We start from the raw sequence: 26413 nt of genomic DNA on the forward strand, positions 1-26413 counted from the left end.
TGTTCGGCTGGGCCAGAAAACGCCAGCCCTGGCGTGCCCTATTAGTCGAGAGCGATCCAACAGAACTGGTCGACATCACCCCACTGATCCCTGCCGACTACGAGGCAGAAAGAAGTCGGATCCTTTCGCCGGCGGAGCTGTTAGAACTGCACAACCGCTTCCAGCAAATGACGGCCGATTACAATGCCCTCCCCGCCGGGCAAAAATACGAGGGCATTCGGCCGTTAAAAAGGAGACCCAGCTCGCGCTCTGGATCAGCTTGGGTACTTTGTGCCGCATTGGCGAGTTGCTGCAGGCCGAATGGAAAAATGTCGACCTGGACCAGCAGACGTGGTTCCTCCCCAGTGAAAACGTCAAAGGCACTCGCGGCAAGAAACAGGACCACCATGTCTTCCTCTCCCCTTCGCCCTGCATTTCTTTCAGGAACTGAAAACCCTGACGGGACATTCCCAATGGTGCTTTCCGAGCAAGCTGGATGATGGGCATGTGGACGTAAAAGTGGTGAGTAAACAGGTCGGCGATCGCCAGGCGCGGTTCAAAAACCGCAAGGCCCTCTCCAGACGGCGTCATGACGACACGCTGGTCCTTGCCAACGGCCAGAACGGTGACTGGACACCGCATGACCTACGCCGCACCGGCGCGACCATGATGCAGGCATTGGGTGTCAGCCTGGACGTCATCGATCGCTGCCAAAATCATGTGCTGGCCGGCTCCCGGGTGAGGCGCCACTACCTGCATCACGATTATGCCGAAGAGAAGAAAAAAGCCTGGAACCTGTTGGGCGATCGACTCAGTGCCGTGCTGTCCTCAGCCTATGAGCACACGCCGACCGAGTCGATGATGTCTTTCCCAACCTATGTCGCCACTGGAACCCTGCCAACTCCGTAGATCAGATTCTGCACTCCGAACTCCTCGTGATTTCGTATGTATCGCTTCGTACTTACTGCGTATCAATTCTGGACGGTCATGACCGTTTGAATCGGCAGCCAAGAGCATTCATTCCGTCTACACACCGTTCTCGATACTTCTGCCTAAGATCAAGTACGGGTACTCCGAAATATCGCAGCGCAGCATCCGAGTCAGACAAAAGCATCTGCAAAAAAGCAGCCTGGATCAAGCTCTCGTTCAAGCGTGTAGTCGGTGCGTGCCGAGTCCACGACGATGGGAGCTCCGCAGGCGTACACCTCGAACTCGCGCAAGCTGGAAAAATCTTTCATGACCGTTTTATGTACAAACCCCACACTACCTTGCCAATCACACGAAGGGCCAGGCTCGGAGAGCACCGGCGTATAGCGCAACCAGCTCAGCGTGCGCTCCATTTCCAGTAACTCTGCATGTCGATAAAGGTCCGAGCGCCTCCGCCCACCCCAATACAGGTAGACCGGCCGACGGTTACCTTGATCAACGAGTTGTTCAAGCAAGGCCTGAATCGGCGCAAAACCGGTTCCACTGGCCAGAAACACCATGGGCCTATCGCTTTCACGCAGGAAAAACCCTCCGAAAGGCCCCTCGAGCCGCAACAGGTCGCGTGGTTTGAGCGCATTGAAAACATGCCCACTGAAGGTGCCATTGGGCATGTGTCTGACGTGCCATTCCAACTGGTTGTCGCGCAACACACTCGTGGCCATGGAATAGCTGCGACGCTGGCCATTCTTGAGCATCACTTGCACATACTGTCCAGGCAGGTAACGGAAACTGTGCTCAGGAGGTAGCATCAAGCGCAAAATCGCAACATCGTCACTGACCTTCTCGACACTTGCCACGCGTCCAGCGATTTGCTGCACAGAGATACCTTTATGCTCGGTCACCTCTGGCGCATCAATGACCAGGGCAGAGCGCGGCCGAGCGCAACAGAACAGAGCTAGCCCCCCTTCCCTTTCGGCAAGTGACAGCACCTCTAAAGGACTGTCAGCATGATCGACCTCGCCGCTGAGCACCTGCCCCTTACAACTGCCACAAGTGCCTGAGCGGCAACTGTGCTTGAGCATCAGGCCTTCAGCGAGAGCACCGTCAAGAATCGATTGCGAAGGATCAGATTCGAAGGTATGTCCCGATGGTTCAATAGATACTAGAAAGCTCATGATCGCGATTCCTCAGTGACCTTTACCCGCGGCCAACAGATCCAGGGCCACGTCGACGATCATGTCTTCCTGGCCGCCGACCATCCGGCGTTTGCCCAGTTCGACGAGGATGTCGAGGGTCTTGAGGCCGTACTTGGCTGCCGCGATTTCGGCGTGGCGCAGGAAGCTCGAATAGACGCCGGCATACCCCAGCGCCAGGGTTTCACGGTCAACGCGCACCGGCCGGTCCTGCAAGGGCCGAACGATGTCATCAGCTGCATCCATCAGCGTGTACAGGTCAGTGCCGTGGTTCCAGCCCAAGCGCTCGGCGGCGGCAATGAACACTTCCAGCGGCGCGTTACCGGCACCCGCGCCCATGCCGGCGAGGCTGGCGTCGATGCGGTCGCAGCCTTCCTCGACGGCAGTGATCGAGTTGGCCACGCCGAGCGACAGGTTGTGGTGAGCGTGCATGCCGGTTTCAGTTTCCGGCTTGAGCACAGCCTTGAATGCGCGGAAGCGGTCGCGGATGTCCTGCATGTTCATTGCGCCACCGGAGTCGGCCATGTACACGCACGTCGCGCCGTAGCTCTCCATCAGCTTGGCTTGTGCGGCTAATTGTTCGGCCGGGATCATGTGGCTCATCATCAGGAAACCGACGGTGTCCATGCCCAGTTCGCGGGCGTATTCGATGTGCTGTTTCGACACGTCCGCTTCGGTGCAGTGGGTGGCGATGCGCACCACTCGGGCACCGGCGTTGTAGGCCGCTTTCAGGTCATGCACCGTGCCGATACCAGGCAGCAACAGTGTGGTGATCTTGGCGTGTTGGATCACGTCGGCCGCGGCTTCGATCCACTCCAGATCGGTGTGCGCGGCGAAGCCGTAGTTGAAGCTCGAACCTTGCAGGCCGTCACCGTGGGCAACCTCGATCGAGTCGACTTTGGCCTTGTCCAGTGCGCGGGCAATGTCCTGCACATTCTGGATCGAATACTGGTGACGAATCGCGTGGCTGCCGTCGCGCAGGGTCACGTCGGAGATGTAGAGTTTTTTGCCGGAATTAAAAGAAGTCATGTCGGTTTCCTCAGGCGTTCAGCATCGACTGCGCCATGCGCTCGGCGGTGGCCAAGGCAGCGGAGGTCATGATGTCGAGATTACCGGCGTAGGCCGGCAGGTAATGGGCGGCGCCTTCGACTTCGAGGAACACCGAGGTTTTGAGCCCGGAGAATTTACCCAGGCCAGGAATGTTCAGCGGAGCGTCTTCAGGAATCACATCGAATTGCACTTTTTGCTTCAGGCGATAGCCCGGCACGTAGGCCTGAACGGAGGCAGCCATCTCGACAATCGAGGCTTCGACCAGCGACTGATCAACCGTTTCAGACAACACAAACACCGTGTCGCGCATCATCAGTGGCGGCTCGGCCGGGTTCATCACGATGATCGCCTTGCCCTTGCCGGCGCCGCCGATGACTTCGATGGCTTTGGAGGTGGTTTCGGTGAATTCGTCGATGTTGGCACGTGTGCCGGGGCCAGCAGATTTACTGGCAATCGAGGCGACGATTTCGGCGTAATGCACCTTCGCCACTCGCGACACCGCCGCCACCATCGGGATGGTCGCCTGACCACCGCACGTGACCATGTTGACGTTGAGCTGATCGAGGTTTTGCTCGAGGTTGACCACCGGAACGCAGTACGGACCAATGGCTGCGGGCGTCAGATCGATCAGGCGGATGCCAGGTTTGATCGTGCGCAGGAACGCGTCATTTTTCACGTGCGCGCCGGCCGACGTGGCATCGAACACGAAGTCGATGTCGGCGAATTCAGGCATGCGTGTCAGCCCCTCGACACCTTCATGAGTGATCGCCACCCCCATGCGCTCGGCGCGAGCGAGACCGTCCGAAGTGGCGTCGATACCGACCATTACCGACATCTGCAGATGCTTGGCATTGCGCAGGATCTTGATCATCAGATCGGTACCGATGTTGCCGGAGCCGATGATCGCGACCTTGTATTTACGTTCAGATGGCATAGGAAAATGCTCCTGTGGCCTGGGCCAGTTGAATCACCGCCGGATCAAGGTTTTCGGCGTGCAAACGCGCGACCTGATCGGCACGAAGGTTCAGTGATTGACGTTGATTGATGTACCCCTTGTCGGTAACTTCACCGGCTTCGAGGTTGGGCGGGGTGTCGAGAATGACCAGCCGCGTAACATGTTTGGAGGTCGCGGGAGTTTCTTTAGCGAGGCGCACGATGGCAGCTAACAGCGCCTGCCTCACGGCGTCGCAGGCCGATAACTCATCAGCCGTCATGCAGTGGCCGCCCTCACCCGCCAACTCGCGAAGTGCCGGCGAGGCGAACAGGAGCGCCCCCAACTCGTCGCGGTCATGCCCGGTGATGACGCAGTCTTGAACATAGGGCGACAAAGCGCTGAGCAACCGTACGCGCAAAGCCCCCACCGAGACCCAGGTGCCGCTGGTGAGCTTGAAGTCTTCAGTAATCCGGCCGTTGAACTGGATGCCTTTTTCCGGAGCTTGAGGGTCAACCAGTTCACCCGCATCACCGATGCGGTAATAACCTTCGTCGTCAAATGCGCTAGCGGTCAGTTCAGGGCTATGGCGGTAAGCGTTGAACACGGCCTCGCCTCGAACACGCATTTCCAGCTTGTCGCCACTGGCCACGAATTTGATTTCAACACCGGGCACCGGAAGGCCGATGTTGCCGCTGGCTTGAGTCAGGTAATGCACCATGGTCAGCACCGGAGACGTTTCGGTTGCTCCCCAGGCGCTGGAAAACAATAACGGTTTGATGCTCACCCGAGCCGCGACCGCTTTCAGGCGCTGCCAAAGACTGGCGGGCAATGCCGCACCCGCGAAGAACACCATCTCCAGTCGCTCGAAAAAGCTACGAGCCAACGCGTCATCAGTCTCCAGAAACGGCAGCATGACTTCGTAGCCCTTTGGCACATTGAAAAACAGCGTGGGCCTGACCGAACGAATATTTTCCAGCGTCCGCTCGATCGAACCGGGCAACGGGCGACCATCGTCGATGTAGAGGGTGCCGCCATTGCGTAAAACCAGGTTGAAGTTGTGGTTGGCGCCAAACACATGGCTCCAGGGCAGCCAGTCCAGCACGACCATTGCCCGCTGTTCGACAAATTTCCAACACTGGGCAATCGATTGTTGATTGGCGCACAGCATCCGCTGAGTGGTGACAACAACCTTGGGTACCCCGGTGGAACCGGAAGTCAGCGAGTAACGTGCGGTTGTGTCGGGAACCACGGTTGCAAAAGCGGCCATCACCGCTGGGGTTTCAACACACTCATACAAATCGCTCAGAGGAATCGCGCCCAGGACCGCGTGATGATTGCAGGCAACAATGACAGGACAATCCGCTTGGATCGCGGCCAATGCATGGCCGTAACGCGCTGCGTCGTTGGCAAAAATCACCGCCGGGCCCAGCGCACGCAGAATCGATTGCAGCTTGGCACAGTCGCCCGCTGACTGTGCGTAGGCTACGGAAATGGTCGCCACCGGCACACCAATATGCATGGCCGCCAACACCAACAGCGCGTGGTCGATGTCATTCTCGGACAGCACCACCAACGGTGCATCCTTGGCGAGCCGCATATCCAGCAGGCCCTGCGCCAACGCACCGACCTGTTGCCGCGCCTGGCCATAACTCAGTCGATACCATTGCCCCTCCCGACGCTCGGCGAGGAAGGTCAGATCAGCGCGCGCTCGCCCAATGCTCAAGCCACTCGCCCACGCAGCGAGCGTAGGGTTGCAGGGGTTCCGGGCAGCGGAGCACAAAACCGCCGTCCTCCCCGGGTTCATACTCCACGCGCGCAGGCGCCAAAAGCCGGCCTTTGAATAGGTCAGTCACTGTTACAACCTCCTGAGCGTTTGTATTAACGCTTCATTGTTTTTTTGTTGCTTGAGGTATTAGCAATTGCACAAGGCGAATACGGCGTGACGGTGTTATCAGACGAAGCGGCAGCTGACCTCGCCCAGGCGAGTCAGGCGCAAATGCAGCCGATCACCCTTCTCTACCGAGACCATTGGCCCTAGGGCGCCGGATAAAAGCACATCGCCAGCGAGCAGCGGTCGACCCGCCTTGGCCATGGTTCGCGCCAGCCACAAGCACGCGTCCAACGGGTTGCCCAGGCAGGCAGCGCCAACACCCATCGACGCCTGTTCACCGTTTTTCGCCAAGGTCATCCCCTCGAGGCTCAAGTCCAGATCAGACAATTGCACCGGGTTTTTGCCCAATACGTAGCGGGCACTCGAGGCATTGTCGGCGACGGTGTCGACCAGGGTGATTTTCCAATTCTCGATGGCCGAATCGACGATTTCCAACGCCGGCAACACGTAGTCGATGGCACTGAGCAACTCCGCAAGGGTGGTGTCTGCCGCCAGAAGATCTCGCTTGAGCACAAATGCAATTTCGCCCTCGGCCTTGGGCTGGATCAGCCGGCTGCAGTCAATCAGGCCGCCGTCGAGCACTTCCATGTCGGCAAACAACATGCCGAAATCCGGCTGATCGACACCCAACTGCTGTTGAACGGCCAACGACGTCAGGCCCACCTTGCGTCCGGACAACCGGCGGCCATTTTTTAACGCCCGTTCGGTGTTTAACTCTTGCACCGCATAGGCGTCTTCGAGGGTATGAACATCGAAGCGATCCGAAATACGTCCAATGGCTGAAGCGCTGTCTCTTGAGGCCTGAAGCGCAGCGGCGGCGTCGATCAGGCGTTGCTGAACTTGCGTCATGAGCGGTGACTCCTGGTGAGCGAGGGATGAGCGAGAGAACGCTGCAGACTGGCGTGATAGTCCTGTTCCAGTTCATTGATCAACTGCGTGGTACTGACCAAATGCTTGATCTGGCCGACGCCGTGCCCGGCAGACCAGACGTCTTTCCAGGCCTTGTTGGCGCTGGCGATATTTCCGGAAAAATCGATCGCGGCTGCCGATACTGTTTCCGGATCAATTTGTGCCTTAATCAAAGAAGGCTTCATCCAGTTGGCCAATACTCCGCTGACCGCTTTGGTGGGCACCAGGTCATCCATTGAGCACTCGGTCAGCATGACCCTGTACTCGTCGCTGACCAGGCTTTCAGTGGCTGCAATAAACCGCGTCCCCACGACGGCAAAGTCCGCCCCCATCACTTGCACCGCATGAATGTCGCGACCACTGGAGATAGCGCCGGCAATGCCCAGAGGGCCGTTCCAAAAACTCGCGAACTTCGGCCACAAAGGCAAACGGGTTGTAATGACCTGTGTGTCCCCCCGCCCCGTTACACACGAGGATCAGGCCGTCGACACCCGCCTCCACCGCCTTGCGCGCCATGGCCGGAGTGATGACATCGGAAATGACCTGGCCACCATAACTGTGCACTGCGTCGATGACGCGTTTGGGGCTGCCCAATGCGGTCGAGACCAGCGGTGGTTGATAGCGCCGTACCAATTCGAGCTCGGCGTCGAATCGATCGTAGGTGCTGTGCACGATCATGTTGAACAACCAGGGCGCCACTTCGATGCCTTCGAGGCGAGCGGCGGCAAAATCTGCATGCAACTGCGCAAGCCACGTGTCGAGGACTTCGACCGTCCGTGCGTTCGGCGCCGGAAGACTGCCGATCACTCCGGCACGACAGCATGCTTTCAGCAACTCCGGTCCGGACACGAGGAACATCGGGGCTGCAATAACCGGCAGTCGAAGGTCGCTGAATAACGTATTCAACGCATTCGGCGGTGCACGTTCGGACGTTATGGTTTTCAGGCTCATTGGCCAGCCTCATTATTATGGTTATCGAAGTTCTGTTGTCGCCGAGGGTGCTGTCAGCCTTGGGTACGTACCTCCCACCCGCCGTCACTGTGAATGATGTTTGCTGTGGTCTGGCTGGCACTGCGTCGCGACGCCAGCAGCACATAGTGACCTGTATGGTCTTCGGGTTCGGCGATGGACTTGAGCGGCACCGCGTCAGCCGCTGACTTCTCGAAACCGGGAATCTGGTTGAGCGGTATGCTGCGTTTGTTCAACCCGTCGAGGCTTTTCATCGCGGTGTTGGTCGCGCCGGGCGCCACGCCATTGACCCGGATATCCGGCGCCAGCTCATAGGCCAGTTGGCGAATCATTCCGACCAACGCATGCTTGGCGGTGACATACAGAATCCCGCCGCCACCGGCATAGAACGAACTGTTGGATAGCGTAAAAATCATGCTGCCACGGCTTTCACGCAGCGCTTCGGTGCAGCAGCGCGCGCCCAACAGATAGCCTTGGACATTGATCGAAAATAGCTTTTGAAAGGCTGCGGCGAAATCTTCCGGGGCGATCCGATCAAGGCGGGTGAAATAGTCGAAAACCGCTGCGTTTCCCACAAAGGTGTCAAGCTTGCCGAAGGCATCCAGTGTCGCGGCAACGGCGGCCTGGTTGTCGGCCGCGCTGGAGACATCGCCACGCACGGTAATGATGCTGTCACCAAGCGAATCACGCAGTGCGGCCAGTTGAGTTTCATCCCGGGCCATGACAGCGACCCTGGCCCCCTCCTCGACGTAGCGACGCACGATGGCGCTGCCGATACCGCCTCGTACCGCCGGTGACCAGAGCCACCTGACCTTCAAGCCAACCCATGTGCGTCTCCTAAAGAAAGGTGTTGATGTTCTTGCACAGCAACATCGCGTTGGGGATAAGGATTTTGCGCTTGAGGAGTTTCAAGCCATCCCCCTCCAGACGCAGCACGTCTTCGCGTCGACCGACTATCTGTGCCGACTCGCTCAGACCGCGGCTACGCACGTTCATGAAGCAGGAATAGGCAGTGAACTCCCCGGCTGGCTGCCCGAGAACACTTCGATGTTGCTGACGACGTGCACATTGCGCGTTGGCGGGTTTTCAGCCCATGCCGAGGGTTGCTTGAAACGGGCAACCCGGCGTTGCAAATCACGCAAGGAGTCGTCGAAAAAAGCCATGTGCTCTGCGGTGTAAGGACCGGATTTATCTTCACGGCGACGGTTCTCGATGCCCGGCATCCAATAATGGATTTGCTCGGACATTGTCATCAGCCAGTCGTCCCAACACTCGTGATCCAGCAGGCGTGCTTCACGCAGCAGAAACGCTTTCACTTGGCGAGCATCGTCGACACTCACCGGTTTTTCGGTTGTGATTTCCATGGTCACAGGCTCCATCAGCGCATCGTGCCGTTGCGGTCTGGCACATCGGCCCAGGTCGGTGCTTGCAGCAGATCTTTCCAGCGTTGGTAGAACGCGCGAGCGTTACATTCGTTGAGCTGCCCTTTGAAAACGTTGCCTGGGAGCACGCCATCATCGATCCGTGTATTCATGCCCAGCCCGACGTACAGGTCCTGATAGCGCGTCACCATGCCGCGACTGGTCTTGGTGCAATATTCCCAGTTTTCGCCATCGTCCATCTCGAATACGCCAGTCGGCGAAAACGTCATCATTGCGCCTTTGCGCCACTTGTCCTTGATTTCTTGCGGGGCACTCTTGTTGACGATTACCCAGGTATACAGCTCGATTTTGTCCGGGCCACGGGGTGCCATACGCGGACAGTGTTCTGGCCGGGCAGGAAGGAGAAGTTGGGAAAGACGGTGAACGAAGAGACAGCGCCGATCAGCTTTGAACGGAACTCACCCAGACGTTCGGCAACCTTGGGTCGAATGGTGTGAATGTATTTGTTGATGTCGCGTTCGCCGAGGGTTGCGGCATTGCCCACGACATCGGTGGCAAATTCATAGCCGTGACCGTTCCAGTTGACCGAGTAGGACTCAGGCAACTCGCCGACATTCATCACCGGGCCACCCAACATTGCCTTCGCGGCTGAGTCGTGGGTCCAGCCGCCGTGCAGGATATCGCCCACAAAGTTTTCAGCGGCGATCTTCCAGTTACACTCGATGGTCGACCGGATGCAGCCGCCGGCGAATTCAGTGCCACCTTCGTCCATGTCCAGCAGTACATCCAGGTACCACGCCATGGGTCCCAGGTATTCTTCAAGGCTTGGCGCATCCGCGCCAAAGGTGGCAAAACCAGACCTTTATAAGTAGCTACCCGAGCCTGGCGCAGGCCGTGCTCGGACTTGTCGAACCCGCTTTCTTCATAGCATTTGGATTCATGCATGCCCATCAAGCGGCCGCCGTCGGCGCCAAATGACCAACCGTGGTAATTGCAGATAAAGCCCCGGGCATTGCCCGCTTCTGCGAAGCAGACCTTGTTACCGCGGTGCGGACAGGCATTGAGCATGACCTTGACCGATTGGTCTTTCTGCCGAACGACCAGCACCTCATCCTCACCCATCGTGGTGGTGAGGTAGTCACCCGGTTTGGGCAGTTGCGATTCATGCGCCACAAAAAGCCAGCACCGCGCAAAAACCTTTTCAAGCTCCTGCTCGTAGATGTCCTTGTCCCAGAACACCTTGCCGGACATACGCCCGCTTTCCATGTCGCAGATTCGATCCAGGTTGCGAAGCGGTTCAGTGGCTTCGATTTCCCTGAGTTTGATGATGTCGGTCATAAGACCCTCACATTTTTATTATTGGGGAGCCGCGAATCAGACAGGACTGTCTGCGGCAGCTTCGGCTTCTACCGACTGACTCTCGACGTCGGCGAACACTCCACCATCAGTGACAATGACTCGATAGGTGCGCAGATGGCGCTCGCAGGGAAAGGTCACGGCCTGGCCGGTGCGAATATCGAACTGGCCCCAATGCACCGGACACGTGATCAAGTCGTCTTCGATGTCGCCATCCGCCAGGGATGCCGTGGCATGGGTGCACGTGTCTGCCGTGGCATAGAACGTGCCGTCCAGGTTGTAAACGCAGATATCGCCGACCTGCTCGTTCTGCACTTTCTTTTTGCAGCCCGGTGCCAACTCATCGCGCTGGCAGAGGAGAACGTTACTCATCGCGGGAGCCCCTCGAATGCAGTTGCACAAAGCCCAGACCGGTCACCCATTCTGGTACCGGTTCGTAAGCAATCACTTCGCCATAAGCCTCGGGAACCGCGGCCATGGCGCAGGCAAAGTTACGGATTTCCATGGCGCCATTACCGGCGCGCTCAAGGATTTCCTCATCGCGGTAGGCGGTCAGTCCGGCGAGATCACCGCGCACGCCCAGATCAAGAATTTCGCGGTCGAAATCTTCGGCCACCTGCCCCATCTGTGCAGTACCCACCCAGTGACTGATGCCGCCACTGCCGATGATCACAACCCGCTCATGCTCATCGAAAGAGGCGACGGCTTGTTGAATCTGGCGCCCCAGGTCCGCCGCTCTCGACAGCGAGATATAGGGGTCGACACCGCACGCCAGGTAAACAGGAATGCAAGGCAACGTGTGTCCCAGAATCTTTTCCGCCGGCTGCACTACCATCTGCTGGGGAATGGAGAATGAGTGATCGACGGTGAAACTGCGCGCCACCGTCCAGTCAATCGCTTTCGCCTCGCCGTCATTGACGATGTGCTCGGCCAATGCCTGATGATTGCTGATGGGCCCACGACTCAGCCCAGGCAAACTTTCAACCGGACCATCGATGTCACCGGTACCAATAACGTACTTGGGCAAACATTGCGGGCCGAACAGAATGAAATGGTCGCAGCCGACGATGATCACGCTGGTAGGCTCAAGCTCCGCCAAGCGCTGCGCACAGATATCGAAAGCGCCCCAGATCTTGTTTCTCACCGCCTCGGCAGGTGCCTCAGGCGCCACAAACATCACTGGATCATGCGGCATCCAGAAACCGCCAACGATTTTGCCCATGGCTCAGTCAACCCTTCAGCGCAGCGCTGAACGCTGCGATATGTTCTTCGGTAGCGCCTAGGCGACGCTTGTAAATCGCCATGTCTCGATCGGGCGCCAACTCTTGCCAAAAGCCCATCGTGAGCATCGGGTTGACCCCGGCGCGCTGCAGACCCGCGACATCGAACTCCAGCACCATTTGTTTGTGCTCATCGCTCAACGCGAACCGCGCAAGAAATCGAGAGCCGTCAGCGCGAAAGCGTTCCTTCGCCGAACGATCAACGGACAGCTGCCAAAGCACCCTTTCCAATACGTTACGACTCATGGCCTTACTCGCTCAAAAAGTGACGAACCAATGAGACAAAGCGCGCTGGCTGCTCGCTCTGAACCCAATGACCGCAGCGACCAAAAAGGTGCAGGTCCGCATCCGGTACGCTGTTGGCGATCAGCAGGCCGCACTCGGGTGGCACCACCCGATCTTCGCGGCCGTGGACCACCAGTGTTGGCGCCTTGATTTTTGCCAGGGCCGCTGCCGGAAAACCCTTGACCACGGTCTCGCCCTCTGCGGCAGGCGCAGGCAACAGTTTGCGCAAGCCATCCTGGGCGCCTGGGCGGGCACTGGCGACATAGCGACTTTGAACCAGCTGTTCAGTGATCAATTCGGGGTTGTAGGGAAACAACGCCATCAAGGCGCGCATGTTCTCGAGAGAAGGCTCGTAGGTGTAGGCACCGCGCAGACCCGGGGTCTGGACGAATTCCCCGGCCGGGGTACCCAGGAGCACCAGGCGGTCCACTCGCTCCGGCGCGAAGATAGCGAGGCCGATGGCCACGGCGCCGCCGAAGGAGTTACCGACAAACGATGCTTTGGCAATATCCAGCGCATCCATGATGCCGACGACGTGGTTGACCCACAGTTTGATGTCGTACTTCAGGCCTTCCTGATAAGGGGTGAAACCGAACCCCGCGATATCCGGAACGATCACCCGCCAGGCGTCATCGAAAGACGCCATGCTTTTCGCCCAATTACTCCAGCCGGAAACGCCTGGGCCCGACCCATGCAGCAGGAACAAGGGCTTGCCCGCGCCTGACTCGTGGTAATTGGTGGTGTGTCCTGCAGCGAGCAGCGTCTTGCCCAGACCTTCCATACGACCTCCGGTTTTTATTTTTTGCGAACATACAGGCTTGTATGTCAACAATAACGATGGTTGCGGACACAGTCAATACAGTTATGTATGTTTTTATCTTTATAAGATCATGAAGATCCTATTTTTACTGAGAATCTTCTATTAATTATAGGATACACATATGTATGCTATGGTCCGTCTGGACTCATAGACGGGCGCAGTGCTGCAACAACGCAAGGATCCCGTTAGAATCCGACCCATAGCCGTTCGCGGCGCACACTTGTCGCACCCCATGTGGGTTAAGGTTTTCTGGTATGGCATCGCGTCCCAATTTGACCCGTGAGGACTGGATTCAAACGGCCCAGCAACTGTTGAGCAAAGCGGGGTCGACGCTGTACGTGTCGATACGCTGGCGAAGGCCATGAGCATTACGCGCGGCAGCTTTTATCACCACTTCAGCAATCGCGACGAGCTGCTGCAGGGGATACTCAGCAATTGGCGGGCGCGGGCTACAGAGGATGTGATTTTGCACCTGCGCAATGCGCAGACCTCTGCCGAGCAACAGCTCATCCGGCTTCTGGAACTGCCCTATCACGGGCATGCCGCCCAGGAAGCGGCGGCAGTGGAACTGGGAATTCGCGCCTGGGCACGCGCGGATCGCCAGGCACGGCAGGCCATTGACGAGGTCGACAAGCACCGCCTGAGTTATATCGAGGGTTTGCTGATGCAAATGCAGATGGGGGAGACAGAAGCGCGGGATCGAGCATTCCTTATCTACTCCTACCAGTTGGGGCTGTCACTTCTGTCTACCGAAGGCACATCGAACAGCCGCCAGGATCGCAGCGCCCGCATGGCAAACATCCTTTTGAATACGGATGTCCACCACGCGCCGCCACTTAAAACCGGCGCGCCTTCAAGTGTCTGAGCTCATCAACTTGTTGAGTCCCAGGGCCTTGAAGATGAACCGATCGAAGACCCGATCCGGTAACCACTGACTGATGTACCAAATCCGATCCAGGGGATAGCGCGTACGAGGTACGCGCGACTCTATCGCATGCCGTACAGCGCGGGTCACCTTGCTCGGTAGCGCCGCCCCGCTCTCCTGTTGCAATAGCGCGCGATTGAACTGCAACCACGATGCCTCATAACGCGTGCCCGTGTAGCGGTGTGTCTGGCTGGTTGCGGCGGCTTTCTCGAAGATGCTTGAACGAATGAAGCTGGGCTCAATTGTCGAGACCTCGATACCGCAAGGCATCAGCTCACGTCGCAAACCTTAGCTCAATGCTTCCAGCGCATGCTTGAAGCCGAATAGGCGGCCATGAACGGCGTGGTCATTGCCCCGGCCACCGATCCGATGTTGACAATACGTCCAGCCCTGCCACTTCGCGGCGACCGCACGGCCAACAACGGTAAGAACGCCCGAGTCACCTCGAGCACGCCAAAGACATTCACTTCAAATGTCTTGCGAAACTCTTCAATGGGCTGAAGCGCCAGTGGCCCGCTGAGACTGATGCCTGCATTGTTGACCAGCGCAGCCAGCTGCAGCCCTTGCAAGTGTTGCGCGACCGTTTGCGCGGCTGCTGCCAATGCCGCGGTGTCGGTCACATCGAAAACCAGGGGAAAAAAAGCTCTCCATAGGTTGCTGACAATCCCGCAGCGTCCTCCGGTCGACGTACGCTACCGAACACCCGGTAACCGGCTTCCATAAGATCCTCGGCAATCGCAAGACCAATACCGGTCGATACGCCAGTCACCATGATGGCCGGGCGCTGTGTTTTATTTTGAGTCATCTGCCGACTTTCCTGTTGTTGTAGGTATTGAAGTCGTGAGTCTGTGGGGGTGAGTAGCCCCCACTCAACAGCATCAAACCGGGTCAGCCACTTTCAGAACCAGCTTGCCAGGTTGTTTACCGGTAAACAGAGTGGGCAGCAGCGACGGTGCATGCTCGAAGCCTTCCACGATGTTCTCGACCACATTCAACTTGCCTTCAGCCATCCACTGCGCCATCTGCCGGGCGCCCTCTTCCAGCCGATCACGATAAAACGTCAGCAGGATCCCTTCTACCTTGAGCATTTTCACGCAAATAAACATGTAGTTGCGCGGCCCTTGCAACTGAACACCGGTGTAGCCGGATGACATGGCGCCGCAGATGAGCACCCGCCCGCGTGGCGCCATGTTCAGCAACAGGGTGTCGAGCATGTCGCCACCGACGTTGTCAAAGTAGGCATTCACGCCTTCAGGGCAAAGTTCGGCAAGACGTGCGCCGATGTCCTCGTTCTGGTAATCGATGGCCTCGTCGTAACCGGCGTGCTCCACGATCCAGCGGCACTTTTCTGCACCACCGGCGATGCCGATGACCCGATCGGCACCGGCCGCCTTGCAGATCCCTGCCACCAGAGAACCCGTCGCCCCGGTGGCAGCCGAAACCACGACAGTATCACCAGGCCCAACCTTGAGAACGTCGGTCACACCGAAGTAAGCGGTCAAGCCGCCCACACCGAAAACGCCCAGATGCCAGGTGAGCGGCATATCTTCAGACGGGGGCAGCACGCGTAAAGGCATTGGGCCGTCGGCCCGGGCAATGCTGTAGTCCTGCCAAGTCAGGAAGCCTTCAACCAGGTCTCCCACTGCGTAACCCGGGTGGCGCGAATCCACCACTTGGCCAATGCCCATGGTGCGCACAGGTTCGCCAATTTGAACAGGCGGCAGGTAGCCGCCATGATCAGTCAGCCAGATGCGCTGGCTGGCATCGAACCCAAAATACAGCGAACGCACCAACACCTCATCCTCCGCCGGCTGAGGCAACGGCCCCTCGCAATAACGGAAGTCTTCAGGCACAACGGCGCCTACCGGGCGACGGGCTAGTAACCATTGACGATTCACAGGACTGGTCATCTTCTTGTTTTCTCTTCATTTGAATCAGATGCGACGCGCTTGGTCGCCCCAGTATTTTTCACGCAGCTCTTTCTTCAATACTTTTCCGACTGCGCTACGTGGTAATGGCGAAAGGAAATCGATTGTCTTCGGCGCCTTCACTGAACCCAGTTTGTTCTTGCACAGATCAATCAGTTCTTGCGCATCTATGCTGAAACCTGGCTTGAGCTCGACGACGCCTTTGACCGACTCACCCCAGTCTGCGTCGGGCACACCGATCACCGCACAGTCCAATACGGCCGGGTGGGACCATAGAACCTGCTCTACCTCGCCGGGATAGACGTTAAACCCGCCAGATATGATCAAGTCACGCTTGCGATCGGTAATATGCAGGAACCCCTCGACGTCCAGATGCCCTACATCGCCGGTGTGCAGCCACCCATCCACCACGGCTTCTACGGTTTTCTGCGGCTCCTTGTAATAACCCTTCATGACGATGTCACCACGCACGCAGATCTCGCCACTTTCGCCTTGAGGCAGTTGACGCCCGTCGTCACTCATGACCGCCAATGCATTGGTAACTGACGGCAAACCACAGGCTGAGAGACGGCTGTCCGGTGCGATGCGACCGTCCAAGAAATGGTCCTGGGGGCGCAGGAAAGCAATCGAACCCGGCGCCTCGGTCTGGCCGTAACCCTGCATCATCACAGGACCGAAAACCGCCAATGCATGCTTGAGTTTCTCCAGCGACATGGGCGCAGCGCCATACATCAGGTAACGCAGCGATGAGAAGTCCCGTTGCTCGATACCCGGCGTTTCCAGCAAGCGATAGATCACGGTGGGGGGCAGGAATAACTCGGTGACCCGATGTTCTTCGATGGCATCCAGCAAAGACATTGGATCAGGCTTGGTCAGCACGACCACTGTCCCGCCCCGCGCACTGGCAGACAACGACAGAAAGCCGGCAGTATGAGTCATCGGCGCGGCAGCCAGGTTCACGATGCGTTCGCCCGGGGCGTAGGTCGTGTTGATGATGCCGTTGAGCACTGAAAGCCCGAGGTTTCGATGCGTCTGCATCACGCCCTTGGGCAGACCCGTAGTGCCGCCGGTAGGCATGATCGCAACCACATCGTCAGGCTCGGATTCGACGCAAGGAACACTTTGGCCTTGCACCGCCAGCCAGTCGGGGAGTGACAGGCAACCCTCGACATGGCCGTCGATGCAGACCAGTTTTCTCAAACCGGGACAGGCTGAACGCAGCACCTCTACGACCGGGGCATAGGCCTTCTGAAAAAACAGCACTTCAACATCGAAGCCCTTGACCAACTGGATGCTTTCGTCAGCCGAACTGCGCGGATTCAAAGGTACCCACGCAAGGCCGGCACGCCACAGGCCTAGTACGCACATCCAGGCCAGGGGATGGTTCCCGGCCAGCACAGCACCGTGACTGCCTTTACGGGCGCCATCCGCCACCAGCGCCTGAGCCACCTGGCAAGTAATGCCGTAAGACTCCTCGTATGCCCAACGCTGCCCGTCCATGACGAAAGCAGTCCCCTGCGGGTTCAACGACCGACCGCGGTCGAAGAAGTCGATGATGGCCATTGCAGCCTCCTGTTGTTATGGGTGTTATGGATTCGGGATTACTTGGCGAACGGCAGCAAGGCGTCGATTGAACCCGGCAGGTCCAGCTCGAACTCGCGGACTTGGCCATCTCTCATCAATGCAGCCATGCCAGCCTGCATTTCCGCGCTTTCCATGCCCGTACGCAGGCCATCGTTTTCTGCAGCCAGACCAGCAAACAGCGGCTCGACAAAGGGTTCAAAGGCCCTACGCACCACTTCACGATTCATCGCGATTACCGCGTGTGAGCGCTTGGCCACTCGGCGTACCAAGTCTTCCACGTAACCGTCCAGCTCACCTTGCGGCAATGCCCGGTTGATCAAACCGTAGCGCTCGGCCTCAACACCGCTGAAGTCACGCGAGGTCAGCAGCAACTCCAACGCTCTAGCCGGGCCCAGCGCCAGTGCCGAGCGAGTCGCCCCGCCACCTGCCGGAACAAAGCCGCCACTGGCTTCCGGGAAACAGAACAACGATTCGCTGCTGGCGAAACGCATGTTCAAGCACAGCAGAAACTCCAGGCCGCCGCCGCGGACACGGCCATTGACCTTACCGATGGTGACTTGCGGCAACATCTGCCAGGTCAGCGTGAGGGACTGAAACGCATTGAGATCAGGCGTCTTGCTGGCCATGCTCGGATCTTCGGCAATGGCCACGATGTCACCGATATCAAAGTGGGCAATGAAGAAATCCGGATCTGCGCTATCGATCACTACAATCTTCACGCTTGGGTCGACTTGCAGGCGACCCGCCACTTGGAACAATTCCTCGACCATCTTCGCGGTCATCAAGTTAATCGGAGGAGCCGAAAAGGTCAGGCGCAGGACTTCACCGTCCTGCTGCAGAGAAAACGTCGAAAAACTCATGAGAGAAATCCTTCAATGTGCAGGGAGGGTTTAAACCATTCGCTCGAATTGCAGCGCGGCATAACCAAAGCTTTTTAGCGTTCCGAGCAGTTCGTGATGTCCGAACACCCGAGACGGCGAGCAGAATCCCGAAACGCGAGGTGTCTCAGAAATCAGTCGGCGGGCCCCGTAAGCTTGTAGGAGGCCAGTTTGCAGATAACCACCGGTGCTGAAGATGCTGGCTTTGACAGCAACGTTGTTGCCTGTCGCCATGCACCAGTCGATCGATCGATGAACGCCTCTGGACTCACGCGGCGGCATCGTGGCAGTGATACCTCGGGCGATGTTGTCGAGAATCGGCTGGAGTTGATGTTCTGGAATCCATTGCAGCGTGGTGAAATACAACCGCTCCAAGTCCAGCTGCTTCTGGTACAGCGCCTGGTTCCACATGGCGACATCCATCTTGCAGTTGCGCACGCGACCGTCTTTGGCAAACCAGAGCGGGTTGGTGCTGCCCCCCCAACTGGTCGCGGTCAGCACCTGCCCCCCAGGCGTTGAAATCTGGCTGACTTCAATCTTCTTGTAAGGAACGAGTTCATTGTCTTTCAGGTAATGGAACGGTTGGCAGGCCGAGTCGAGAATGGTGTTGGCCGAACCTACGGTAGGCACTGCCTCGCACACTTCATGCATTTCCAGCGAATCGACACCTGGTACTTCCAGGCAGAACTGCGCGGCAATCTCGCTGACGGCGTATTGCATCGCCAGCGAGGGCACCATGACCAGACCGGCCTTGGCGAAGTCCTTGCCGAAGGCTTCATCAATTTGCCGAATCGCGGCTTGTTCGCCGGTGGTATCGAGGTAGTGCACACCTGCACGCAGGCAGGCCTCTACCACCTCGAGGTTGAACCGTTTAAATGGCCCGACCGTGTTGCAGATGACCTTGCGGCCAGTGAGCAACTTGGTCAGTGCGTCGACAGTATGTTCCACCTCAACGATTTCATAGCGGGCATTCTCCATGCCCGGCACTTGCTTGAATGCTTCGACAATGCGCTCGCGGCTTCGGCCGGCGGCAATGAAAGGAACACCAAGGTCACGCAAGTGTTCGGCGATAAGGCGCCCGGTATAACCGCTCGCGCCGTACACGACGACTGGATAATCTTTGCTCAAGGAAGTCTCCTCGTATCAGTTATTGAATGGTTCGGCTTTAGTGGCGGCCGAAGCCTTCTTGCAGGTGAAGTTGGCTCAACAGGTAGCCGTAGTGGGCCTGAAGGATGTTGTTTTCGCCGTCTTCGATTTGCATCGCTTGTGCATCGCGAAGGAGCTTTTCGATAGGCAGTTCGCGAGTCAGCCCCATCCCGCCAAAGAGCTGCAACGACTCGCGCACCACCGTCATCATTTCGCTATTGCAAAAAGCCTTGCCCGAGGCGGTGAAGTAAGGATGGGGACGAGGGGCACACTTGGTGAAGTGAGCGACATGGCGCGCCATTGCCTTGATAGCCTCAACCTTCATGCCGATTCCACCCAGGCGATATTGCGTGAGCTGATGCTCGGCCAGCATGGCCCCGCCCTGTTTGCGTTCATGCACGTACGCCAGTGCCAACTCGAATGCCGCCCGTGACAAACCGGCAGCCAAGTGGCTCATTGCAGTGCCAGCATGCGCCCAGGCATAGGCGTGCTTGATGTCGTAGTCGTCCTGGGTTGCGATGGCAAATCGTCGTGGCACGCGCACGCTGTCGAAGTAGGTCTCGCCCTGAGGCAACGCCCGCTTTCCGAGTTTCTCCAGCGGTTTGCCGCGTGAAATGCCTTTCAAATCCAGCGGCACGATGATGTTGCAGCCATAGGTGCTGCCTTGCGCATCGAAGAAGCCAGTGCCGTAGTCAGCCACGATGTCGAGCAAGGCAACCTGCGCCACAGCACCATTGGAAACCCAGGCAGAAGTTTGACCATTGATGATGATTTCATCGCCGACAAAGGTCGCTTGCAAGTTGCCTTTATTGCCCTTCGATCCCGGATAGCGTTCCGGCTTGTAGAGGATCAACCCGTCGGAACCGCGGTCAGGTTGGGTAGCCGCCCAGCAGCCAAGTCGCCCCTCGCACAGATCAATCAGCTCCTGCTGGCCGCTCGCTTGCGCCATGAGCATCGGCATGGCGCCGGCACCGAACGAGGTCGCAAGCCCGGCGTCACCCCAAGCCAATTCCTGAAAGACCAACCCCTCCATTCGAGCAGCCTGGTCTGGCGGGAGCCCGGCCATGGCTTCAGGGCCCAGCCCCAACGCCTGAATCTGTTTATGGAACTGCCAAAAAGGCGAACCCGGTAAAAAAGCCTCTTCGGACGGCATGCGGTCAAGTTCGCGCCCGATGGGACGCATGACATCCTGAGCAAAGCGATGTACCGCCTGTTGCACGGCCAGTTCGTCCTCGCTCAGGCCTGCATCGAAACCCGAAATTCCCACAACCGGTAACGGCACTTCATGAGGTGTACTCATGTTTGTCTCCTGTTTTTATTAGTTTTGACGCGCCATCTTTGAAGCAACAACGGCCTGAACCGCACTCGGGATCAACAGCCCAAACCCGCACCAGACATAGCGCCCAAGGTACAAACATCGCCGGTCACTCACCCCCATGAAAGAGTGGTAGCCCCTCTATTTCCAAGCGAGAGGCGCGCTGAGCCAGGCACTGATCAAGCGTCACGAGCGTACGGGATCAGAAGGCGGCATCATCCATCGCCATCACCGAATCACCACCACGCATCGCCACCACCGCCAAGCCCGATACCTGCGGTAAAACATGAGCGCCGTAGATGCGCACGCTGAGCAGCTTGCGCCGCAAGAATTCTTGCTGATCCGCACCGGCTTCAAGACGCTTGATGGCTGCAAGGGCCGCCCTTGCCATTTGCCATCCACCGGCGACGATGCCGCACAATTGAATCAACGCAACGCCACCGCCCAGAACCACCAACGGTCGGCGGGAGTAGTTCAACCTTGCCCAATCGGTTGCCTCCCGAAGCAACTCGACGCCTTTACGCAAATTGCACTCGATGTCCAGCAGCTCATGTTTTTGCTGCGAAGCCAGACGCCCCAATGTAGCGTCGACATCCGCCAGCCAGGCATGCAATGCCGCGCCACTGTCGCGTACCAATTTTCGCTCAATGAAGTCATGCGCCTGGATGGCGGTGGTGCCCTCATAAATGGCGCAAATGCGCACATCACGCATAGGCTGTGATGCACCGCTTTCCAACACGTACCCCATGCCGCCGTACACCTGAATGGCCATCGAGGTGATCTCGTTGGCCGTTTCGGAAGACCAGGCCTTGAAGACGGGGATCATCAGATCGACAAAGGCTTGCCGCTCGCGTCTTACCTTGGAGTCCGGGTGGCCTCCCGCCAAGTCACGAGCCCCGGAAATGAGGTACGCCAATGCCCGGATGGCTTCAGTCTGGGAACGCATGAGCAACAGCATGCGACGCACATCGGGATGGCGAATGATCGGTACGGATTCGCCGCGCTGCCCGGGTAACGAACCTTGCACGCGCTCGCGTGCATAACCCAATGCCAACTGGTAAGCGCGCTCGCTCATCGCAAGCGACTCGGTACCCACGTTGAAGCGTGCGGCATTGACCATCACGAACATGGCCTGCAGGCCTTTGTTCTGCTCCCCGACCAGCCACCCCACCGCACCTTCACTTGAACCGCCATACACCATGGTGCAGGTCGGGCTGCCGTGGTTTCCGATCTTGTGTTCGATGCCGGCGCAAACCACATCATTACGCTCCCCCCACCGGAGCCACTTTCGGTAGGCAGAAACTTGGGCACCACGAACAGTGATACGCCTTTGGACCCTTCAGGGGCGCCAGGCAAGCGCGCCAAAACCAGGTGCACAATATTTTCGGTGAGGTCGTGATCACCGTAGCTGATGAAAATTTTCTGCCCTGAAATGCGATACGTGCCATCAGCCATTTCGACCGCACGAGTGCGCAATGCCCCCACATCCGAACCCGCCTGTGGTTCTGTCAGGTTCATGGTTGCGGCCCACTTCACCGCTCACCAGTTTTGGCAAAAAGCGCGAGCGCACAGCTTCGTCTGCACTGGCGGCCAAGGCCTTCACGGCAAACGCGGTGAGCCCGGGGCAAAAACAGAATGACTTGTTGGCCGAGGTGAAGACTTCCTCGATAGCGGCGCACAACAACGTTGGCAATCCCTGCCCACCGAGTTCGGTCGCTATCTCGATGTTGTTCCAGCCCGCTGCGGTGAACTGTTGATAAGCCCCCAGGAACCCGGGAGCGGTGGTGACGCCTTCGAGACTCCAGCGGGCACCATGACGATCACCGATCGCATCTACAGGCAACAGCACTTGTTCTGCAAATCGTGCCGCCTGCTCGAGAATCGCGCCGGTCAGGTCCGGCTGGGCAAGCGCCTCCGCACTTGGTAGCCCCGCGACATGACCTATATCAGAGAGCTCGTTTAGTACGAAGTGAATATCTTCCAAAGGGGCGCTGTATGAACTCACAAAATCTTCCTCGAAATTTGGGTACGCGCAATCACTTGAGTGACACGCCGTCGACGCCTGCAATGTGCCATTGATATTTACGATCAAGGCCACCCACGAGGAGTGGGGAATGTGCGGTTGTAACAAGTGCGCAGGCATAGCTCGCCCCACCCCCGCAGAGGGGGGAAACTGCCGAGGAGCGCCTTAAAGTGCGAGGCTTGGAACGGCTATTGCGCTGAGGACTCGCTCGGCACCCCGAAAAAATGCAGGGATAACTGGCCGCACGGCAAACCCGTTCACTGGATTGCGTGACACGAGCCGGGCCTTGTTACCCGATGCCCCCAGTCCAAAAGGACCCAACATGAGCCTGTACGAAGTCAACGATGGCGTTGCCATCATCACCCTGGATCGCCCACCGCTGAACACTCAAGGCCTGCCATTGCGCCGGCACCTGGACGATGCTCTACGCGCCACTGGCAGTGACAGCAACGTGGTCGCGATTGTGATCACCGGCGCTGGCCGCTGCTTCAGCGGTGGCGGCGACATCACCGAGTTCAACTTGCCCGCGGGTGCTGAAGAACCTCAGGCGCCCGCGCTGTTTGCACGGCTTGAAGCCAGTCCAAAACCGGTGGTTGCCGCCATCCATGGCATGGCTTTAGGCGGCGGTCTGGAACTGGCGTTGGCGTGTCACGCTCGGGTCGCCCATGCGAGCACCCAGGTGGGTCTGCCGGAAGTCAACCTGGGCCTGCTGCCAGGGGCTGGGGGGACTCAAAGACTGCCGCGCCTGGTGGGCGTTGAAACGGCGCTCAACCTGATCCTCAAGGGCACTGTCAGCAGTGCCGCTGCACTGGCCGACAGCGGGCTGTTCGATCGGGTAACTGAAGGCAGTGTGCTGGAGGAAGCCATTACGCTGGCTCGATCGCTGGCTGCTGACGTGGCTGAAAATCACACTCTTCGACGCACCAGCGCGCTGGCCTGCCACATGGATAACGCCCAGGCTTTCATAGCGTTCGCCCGCAGCACCTTGAAGACGCCGGCAGGCGGACCGACTGCCGCACAGGCCTGCCTTGACTGTATCGAGGCGGCCGTATGCCTGCCTTTCGCAGAAGGTATGGCTGTCGAGTCGGAGCGATTCCGTGGCTTGGCAACCAGCTCGCAGTTTGCCGGCTTGCGTCACGCTTTCCTGGCAGAAAGAGCGGCTGCCAACGTGCTCGATTTGCCGGATGGCACGTCTGCGCGAGAAATAAAACGAGCCGCTGTTATCGGCGGCGGCACCATGGGCAGCGGCATCGCCATAACGCTCGCTAATGCCAGGCTTGCGGTCCTGCTGATCGAACGGGAGCAGGCTGCGCTGGACCGAGCATTCAAGACCATTCGCGAGTATTACGAACAGTCTGTGCAACGGGGAAAACTTTCCAGTGACACGGCCGCTGCCCGTATCGCGCTCATTAGCGGCGCGACGGACTACGCCGGGATAGCCGAGGCAGACCTGGTGATCGAGGCCGTGTTTGAAGACCTGGAGGTCAAACGTGAGGTCTTTGAACGCTTGGATGCCGTCGCCAAACCGGGCGCAATCCTGGCCTCCAACACCTCGATGCTGGACCTGGATCTCATTGCAGCCTTCACCCGTCGCCCTCAGGATGTGATAGGCCTGCACTTTTTCAGCCCCGCTCCCGTGATGAAGTTGCTGGAAGTTGTACGCGGAGCCAAAACGGCACCCGACGTGTTGGTCAGTGCGTTGGCACTCGCCAAAAAAATAGGCAAAACCGCCGTAGTGGCTGGCGTTTGCGAGGGGTTCATCGGCAACCGAATGATCGAAGCCTACCTCATGCAAGCCGGTTTACTTCTCGACGAGGGCGCCTTGCCGCACCAGGTTGACCTTGCGATGGAGCAATGGGGCATGGCGATGGGGCCGTTCCGGATGTCCGACATGGCCGGCAACGACGTTGGCGCAAAAATTCGGGCCGCGCGTATCGAGCGAGACGCTTCGCGGGTCTATTCCGGCGTCAGCGACCTGATCACTGCCATGGGCCGTTATGGTCAAAAAGCCGGTCGCGGCTGGTATGACTATCCCCCCGGTGCACGTAAGCCTTCACCAAGCCCTGAAGTGCAAAGCACGGTGGTTGCGCACTCCGCCCAACTGGGTCTGCAGCGCCGGCACATCAGTGATGAAGAAATCGTCGACCGCCTCGTGCTGGCGCTTGTCAATGAAGGTTTCAAACTTCTGGAAGAGGGCATCGCCCAGCGTGCCTCCGATATTGATGTGGTGTACACCGCCGGCTACGGCTTCCCACGGTGGCGTGGCGGTCCAATGCTTTACGCCGAACAACGAGGCCTGGCAGACGTGATTGCTGCACTGTCGCGTTTCTCTGTCGGGCCTGTTTATCAGCACGCCGAACACTTCTGGCGCCCTGCTCCCCTGCTGGTGCGCCTGGCTGAAAGTGGCCAATCACTCGCCCAATTCAATCTGAAGGAAACTCCATGAACGACGCGATCATTGTCTCCACCGCGCGTACCGCGTTGACCAAATCCTTTCGTGGTGGATTAAACCTCACACACCCGGTGACTTTTGGCGCCCATGTCGTGCGTCAGGCTATCGAGCGGGCCGGCATTGCGCCGGATCAGGTTGAAGACGTTATATTTGGCAGTTCCTTCCTCGAAGGACCCGGGGGAACAATCTCGCCCGTCAAGTCGCCTTGCGGGCTGGTTGCCCGGTGAGCACCAGTGGCTTGACGATCAACAGGTTCTGCTCGACAGGCTTGCAGGCGATCGCGCTGGCCGCGCAACGCGTGATCGCCGGCGAAGGCGATGTGTATGTGGCCGGAGGCGTGGAGTCCATCACCCAAGTGCAAACCCACATGAACACCCTTCAACATGAAGGAACCATGGCTTGAGCAGCATCAGCCGGAACTTTATTGGGGCATGCTCGACACTGCCGAAGTCGTGGCTCGTCGCTACAAAATCAGCCGGGAACAGCAGGATGCCTACGGCGTACGAAGCCAATTGCGAGCTGCGCAAGCTCAGGCTGAAGGACGCTTCGAGGCTGAAATCGCTCCGTTTGAAACACGGATGGCAACCTTCCAGCCCGATGGCCAGGTCGTCACCCAAACGGTCACGGTAAGCCGGGACGAAGGCATTCGCGGCGACACCACGCTCGAAGGCCTGGCGAAGATCCGCTCTGTTCAAGCCAATGGAACGGTGAGCGCCGGAAATGCCAGTCAATTGTCCGACGGCGCGTCGGCGTGCGTAGTGATGAATGCGACGCTCGCTGAACGCCAGGGGCTGCAACCGCTCGGCCGTTTCCTGGGGTTTCAGGTCGCCGGATGTGAGCCCGACGAAATGGGGATCGGCCCCGTGTACGCAGTGCCAAAACTGCTAAAAAAGGCCGGACTTAAAGTCAGCGATATTGGTCTCTGGGAACTGAACGAAGCGTTTGCAGTGCAGGTCCTGTATTGCCGCGACAAGCTGGGCATCTCCTGATGACCGCCTCAATGTGAGCGGCGGTGCAATTGCGGTGGGGCACCCCTACGGCATGACAGGCTCGCGTCTCGTAGGCCATGCCTTGCTGGAAGGCAAGCGTCGCAATGTCCGTTACGTTGTGGTGACCATGTGCATTGGCGGGGGATGGGCGCGGCCGGTTTGTTCGAGGTGTTGTAACCCACCATTGGCCCGGCCTAT

General features: G+C 58.4%; 26 protein-coding genes and 4 pseudogenes. 4 read left to right on the forward strand and 26 right to left on the reverse strand.

What is annotated here, in order from left to right; all coding sequences use genetic code 11:
• A pseudogene (locus JFT80_RS07380) lies at positions 1-888 on the forward strand (site-specific integrase); the annotation flags it as partial.
• A 191-nt stretch (positions 889-1079) separates the two neighbouring features.
• On the opposite strand, the gene JFT80_RS07385 reads toward JFT80_RS07380, so the two are convergent.
• The 16 genes and pseudogenes from JFT80_RS07385 to JFT80_RS07445 form a co-directional block, all read right to left on the reverse strand.
• The gene (locus JFT80_RS07385; protein WP_201147425.1) at positions 1080-2081 is read right to left on the reverse strand and encodes a CDP-6-deoxy-delta-3,4-glucoseen reductase; all 1002 of its coding nucleotides are present in this window, start codon (positions 2079-2081) and stop codon (positions 1080-1082) included.
• 12 nt (positions 2082-2093) lie between these two features.
• Complete coding sequence (dmpG, locus tag JFT80_RS07390) at positions 2094-3128, reverse strand: 4-hydroxy-2-oxovalerate aldolase (protein ID WP_201147426.1); 1035 nt, start codon at positions 3126-3128, stop codon at positions 2094-2096.
• 10 nt (positions 3129-3138) lie between these two features.
• On the reverse strand, positions 3139-4083 hold the full coding sequence (locus tag JFT80_RS07395; RefSeq protein WP_201147427.1) for an acetaldehyde dehydrogenase (acetylating): 945 nt from the start codon (positions 4081-4083) through the stop codon (positions 3139-3141).
• The gene (locus JFT80_RS07400; protein WP_242482829.1) at positions 4073-5806 is read right to left on the reverse strand and encodes a feruloyl-CoA synthase; all 1734 of its coding nucleotides are present in this window, start codon (positions 5804-5806) and stop codon (positions 4073-4075) included. The genes JFT80_RS07395 and JFT80_RS07400 overlap by 11 nt, the downstream gene beginning before the upstream one ends.
• 228 nt (positions 5807-6034) lie before the next feature.
• Complete coding sequence (locus tag JFT80_RS07405) at positions 6035-6823, reverse strand: 2-keto-4-pentenoate hydratase (protein WP_201147428.1); 789 nt, start codon at positions 6821-6823, stop codon at positions 6035-6037.
• Positions 6820-7269 (reverse strand): nitronate monooxygenase, encoded by a 450-nt coding sequence (locus JFT80_RS24765; RefSeq protein WP_274610168.1) that lies wholly within the window; start codon positions 7267-7269, stop codon positions 6820-6822. Before JFT80_RS24765 ends, JFT80_RS07405 begins: the two co-directional genes overlap by 4 nt.
• Positions 7166-7834 (reverse strand): nitronate monooxygenase family protein, encoded by a 669-nt coding sequence (locus JFT80_RS24770; protein WP_274610166.1) that lies wholly within the window; start codon positions 7832-7834, stop codon positions 7166-7168. The genes JFT80_RS24765 and JFT80_RS24770 overlap by 104 nt, the downstream gene beginning before the upstream one ends.
• Before the next feature lie 53 nt (positions 7835-7887).
• On the reverse strand, positions 7888-8670 hold the full coding sequence (gene hcaB / locus JFT80_RS07415; protein ID WP_242482830.1) for a 3-(cis-5,6-dihydroxycyclohexa-1,3-dien-1-yl)propanoate dehydrogenase: 783 nt from the start codon (positions 8668-8670) through the stop codon (positions 7888-7890).
• 19 nt (positions 8671-8689) lie between these two features.
• Positions 8690-9231: pseudogene (locus tag JFT80_RS07420) on the reverse strand (3-phenylpropionate/cinnamic acid dioxygenase subunit beta).
• The gene (locus tag JFT80_RS23935) at positions 9231-9605 is read right to left on the reverse strand and encodes an SRPBCC family protein (RefSeq protein WP_242482833.1); all 375 of its coding nucleotides are present in this window, start codon (positions 9603-9605) and stop codon (positions 9231-9233) included. Before JFT80_RS23935 ends, JFT80_RS07420 begins: the two are co-directional and overlap by 1 nt.
• Positions 9560-9922 (reverse strand): hypothetical protein, encoded by a 363-nt coding sequence (locus tag JFT80_RS23940; protein WP_374091334.1) that lies wholly within the window; start codon positions 9920-9922, stop codon positions 9560-9562. The genes JFT80_RS23935 and JFT80_RS23940 overlap by 46 nt, the downstream gene beginning before the upstream one ends.
• Positions 9853-10572 (reverse strand): aromatic ring-hydroxylating dioxygenase subunit alpha, encoded by a 720-nt coding sequence (locus tag JFT80_RS25395; RefSeq protein WP_374091335.1) that lies wholly within the window; start codon positions 10570-10572, stop codon positions 9853-9855. The genes JFT80_RS23940 and JFT80_RS25395 overlap by 70 nt, the downstream gene beginning before the upstream one ends.
• 36 nt (positions 10573-10608) lie before the next feature.
• On the reverse strand, positions 10609-10962 hold the full coding sequence (locus JFT80_RS07430; protein ID WP_201147429.1) for a non-heme iron oxygenase ferredoxin subunit: 354 nt from the start codon (positions 10960-10962) through the stop codon (positions 10609-10611).
• Entirely contained in the window at positions 10955-11812 is an 858-nt protein-coding gene (locus JFT80_RS07435) for a protocatechuate 3,4-dioxygenase (RefSeq protein ID WP_201147430.1), read from the reverse strand. Before JFT80_RS07435 ends, JFT80_RS07430 begins: the two co-directional genes overlap by 8 nt.
• Positions 11813-11819: 7 nt before the next feature.
• Positions 11820-12116, reverse strand: a complete 297-nt coding sequence (locus tag JFT80_RS07440) for an extradiol ring-cleavage dioxygenase (RefSeq protein ID WP_201147431.1) — start codon at positions 12114-12116, stop codon at positions 11820-11822.
• 4 nt (positions 12117-12120) lie between these two features.
• Complete coding sequence (locus tag JFT80_RS07445; RefSeq protein WP_201147432.1) at positions 12121-12936, reverse strand: alpha/beta fold hydrolase; 816 nt, start codon at positions 12934-12936, stop codon at positions 12121-12123.
• Positions 12937-13336: 400 nt separating this feature from the next.
• On the opposite strand from JFT80_RS07445, the gene JFT80_RS07450 reads away from it, so the two are divergent.
• Complete coding sequence (locus JFT80_RS07450; protein WP_242482835.1) at positions 13337-13840, forward strand: TetR/AcrR family transcriptional regulator; 504 nt, start codon at positions 13337-13339, stop codon at positions 13838-13840.
• 353 nt (positions 13841-14193) lie between these two features.
• Here JFT80_RS07450 and JFT80_RS07455 read toward each other — a convergent pair whose 3' ends face one another.
• From JFT80_RS07455 to JFT80_RS23960, 10 genes and pseudogenes are all read right to left on the reverse strand, one after another.
• On the reverse strand, positions 14194-14520 hold the full coding sequence (locus JFT80_RS07455) for an SDR family NAD(P)-dependent oxidoreductase (RefSeq protein WP_201147433.1): 327 nt from the start codon (positions 14518-14520) through the stop codon (positions 14194-14196).
• Positions 14517-14705: an SDR family NAD(P)-dependent oxidoreductase gene (locus tag JFT80_RS24775; protein ID WP_201147434.1), complete on the reverse strand. Its 189-nt coding sequence runs from the start codon at positions 14703-14705 to the stop codon at positions 14517-14519. The genes JFT80_RS07455 and JFT80_RS24775 overlap by 4 nt, the downstream gene beginning before the upstream one ends.
• A gap of 73 nt (positions 14706-14778) precedes the next feature.
• Positions 14779-15810 carry an NADP-dependent oxidoreductase gene (locus JFT80_RS07465; protein WP_201147435.1) on the reverse strand — a complete coding sequence of 344 codons (1032 nt, stop codon included), beginning with the start codon at positions 15808-15810 and terminating at the stop codon, positions 14779-14781.
• A 24-nt stretch (positions 15811-15834) separates the two neighbouring features.
• On the reverse strand, positions 15835-17391 hold the full coding sequence (locus JFT80_RS07470; RefSeq protein WP_201147436.1) for an AMP-binding protein: 1557 nt from the start codon (positions 17389-17391) through the stop codon (positions 15835-15837).
• Positions 17392-17429: 38 nt separating this feature from the next.
• Positions 17430-18272: an enoyl-CoA hydratase/isomerase family protein gene (locus tag JFT80_RS07475; protein ID WP_201147437.1), complete on the reverse strand. Its 843-nt coding sequence runs from the start codon at positions 18270-18272 to the stop codon at positions 17430-17432.
• Between the two features lie 30 nt (positions 18273-18302).
• Positions 18303-19418 (reverse strand): trans-acting enoyl reductase family protein, encoded by a 1116-nt coding sequence (locus JFT80_RS07480; RefSeq protein ID WP_201147438.1) that lies wholly within the window; start codon positions 19416-19418, stop codon positions 18303-18305.
• 37 nt (positions 19419-19455) lie between these two features.
• Positions 19456-20736, reverse strand: coding sequence for an acyl-CoA dehydrogenase family protein (locus JFT80_RS07485; RefSeq protein ID WP_201147439.1), 1281 nt, complete (start codon positions 20734-20736; stop codon positions 19456-19458).
• A 217-nt stretch (positions 20737-20953) separates the two neighbouring features.
• Positions 20954-22009 (reverse strand): acyl-CoA dehydrogenase, encoded by a 1056-nt coding sequence (locus tag JFT80_RS23950; RefSeq protein WP_307833056.1) that lies wholly within the window; start codon positions 22007-22009, stop codon positions 20954-20956.
• A gap of 101 nt (positions 22010-22110) precedes the next feature.
• Positions 22111-22269, reverse strand: a pseudogene (locus tag JFT80_RS25085) (acyl-CoA dehydrogenase family protein); the annotation flags it as partial.
• Positions 22199-22843 carry an acyl-CoA dehydrogenase family protein gene (locus JFT80_RS23960; protein WP_242482837.1) on the reverse strand — a complete coding sequence of 215 codons (645 nt, stop codon included), beginning with the start codon at positions 22841-22843 and terminating at the stop codon, positions 22199-22201. The pseudogene JFT80_RS25085 and the gene JFT80_RS23960, both read right to left, overlap by 71 nt.
• Before the next feature lie 253 nt (positions 22844-23096).
• Here JFT80_RS23960 and JFT80_RS07495 point away from each other — a divergent pair, with 253 nt between their 5' ends.
• Positions 23097-25220, forward strand: a complete 2124-nt coding sequence (locus JFT80_RS07495; protein ID WP_201147440.1) for a 3-hydroxyacyl-CoA dehydrogenase NAD-binding domain-containing protein — start codon at positions 23097-23099, stop codon at positions 25218-25220.
• Positions 25217-26392 (forward strand): annotated as a pseudogene (locus tag JFT80_RS07500) (acetyl-CoA C-acyltransferase). The gene JFT80_RS07495 and the pseudogene JFT80_RS07500 overlap by 4 nt, the downstream one beginning before the upstream one ends.
• Positions 26393-26413: the final 21 nt, after the last annotated feature.

Origin of the sequence: Pseudomonas sp. TH10 (assembly GCF_016651255.1) — a bacterium.
GTDB lineage: Bacteria > Pseudomonadota > Gammaproteobacteria > Pseudomonadales > Pseudomonadaceae > Aquipseudomonas.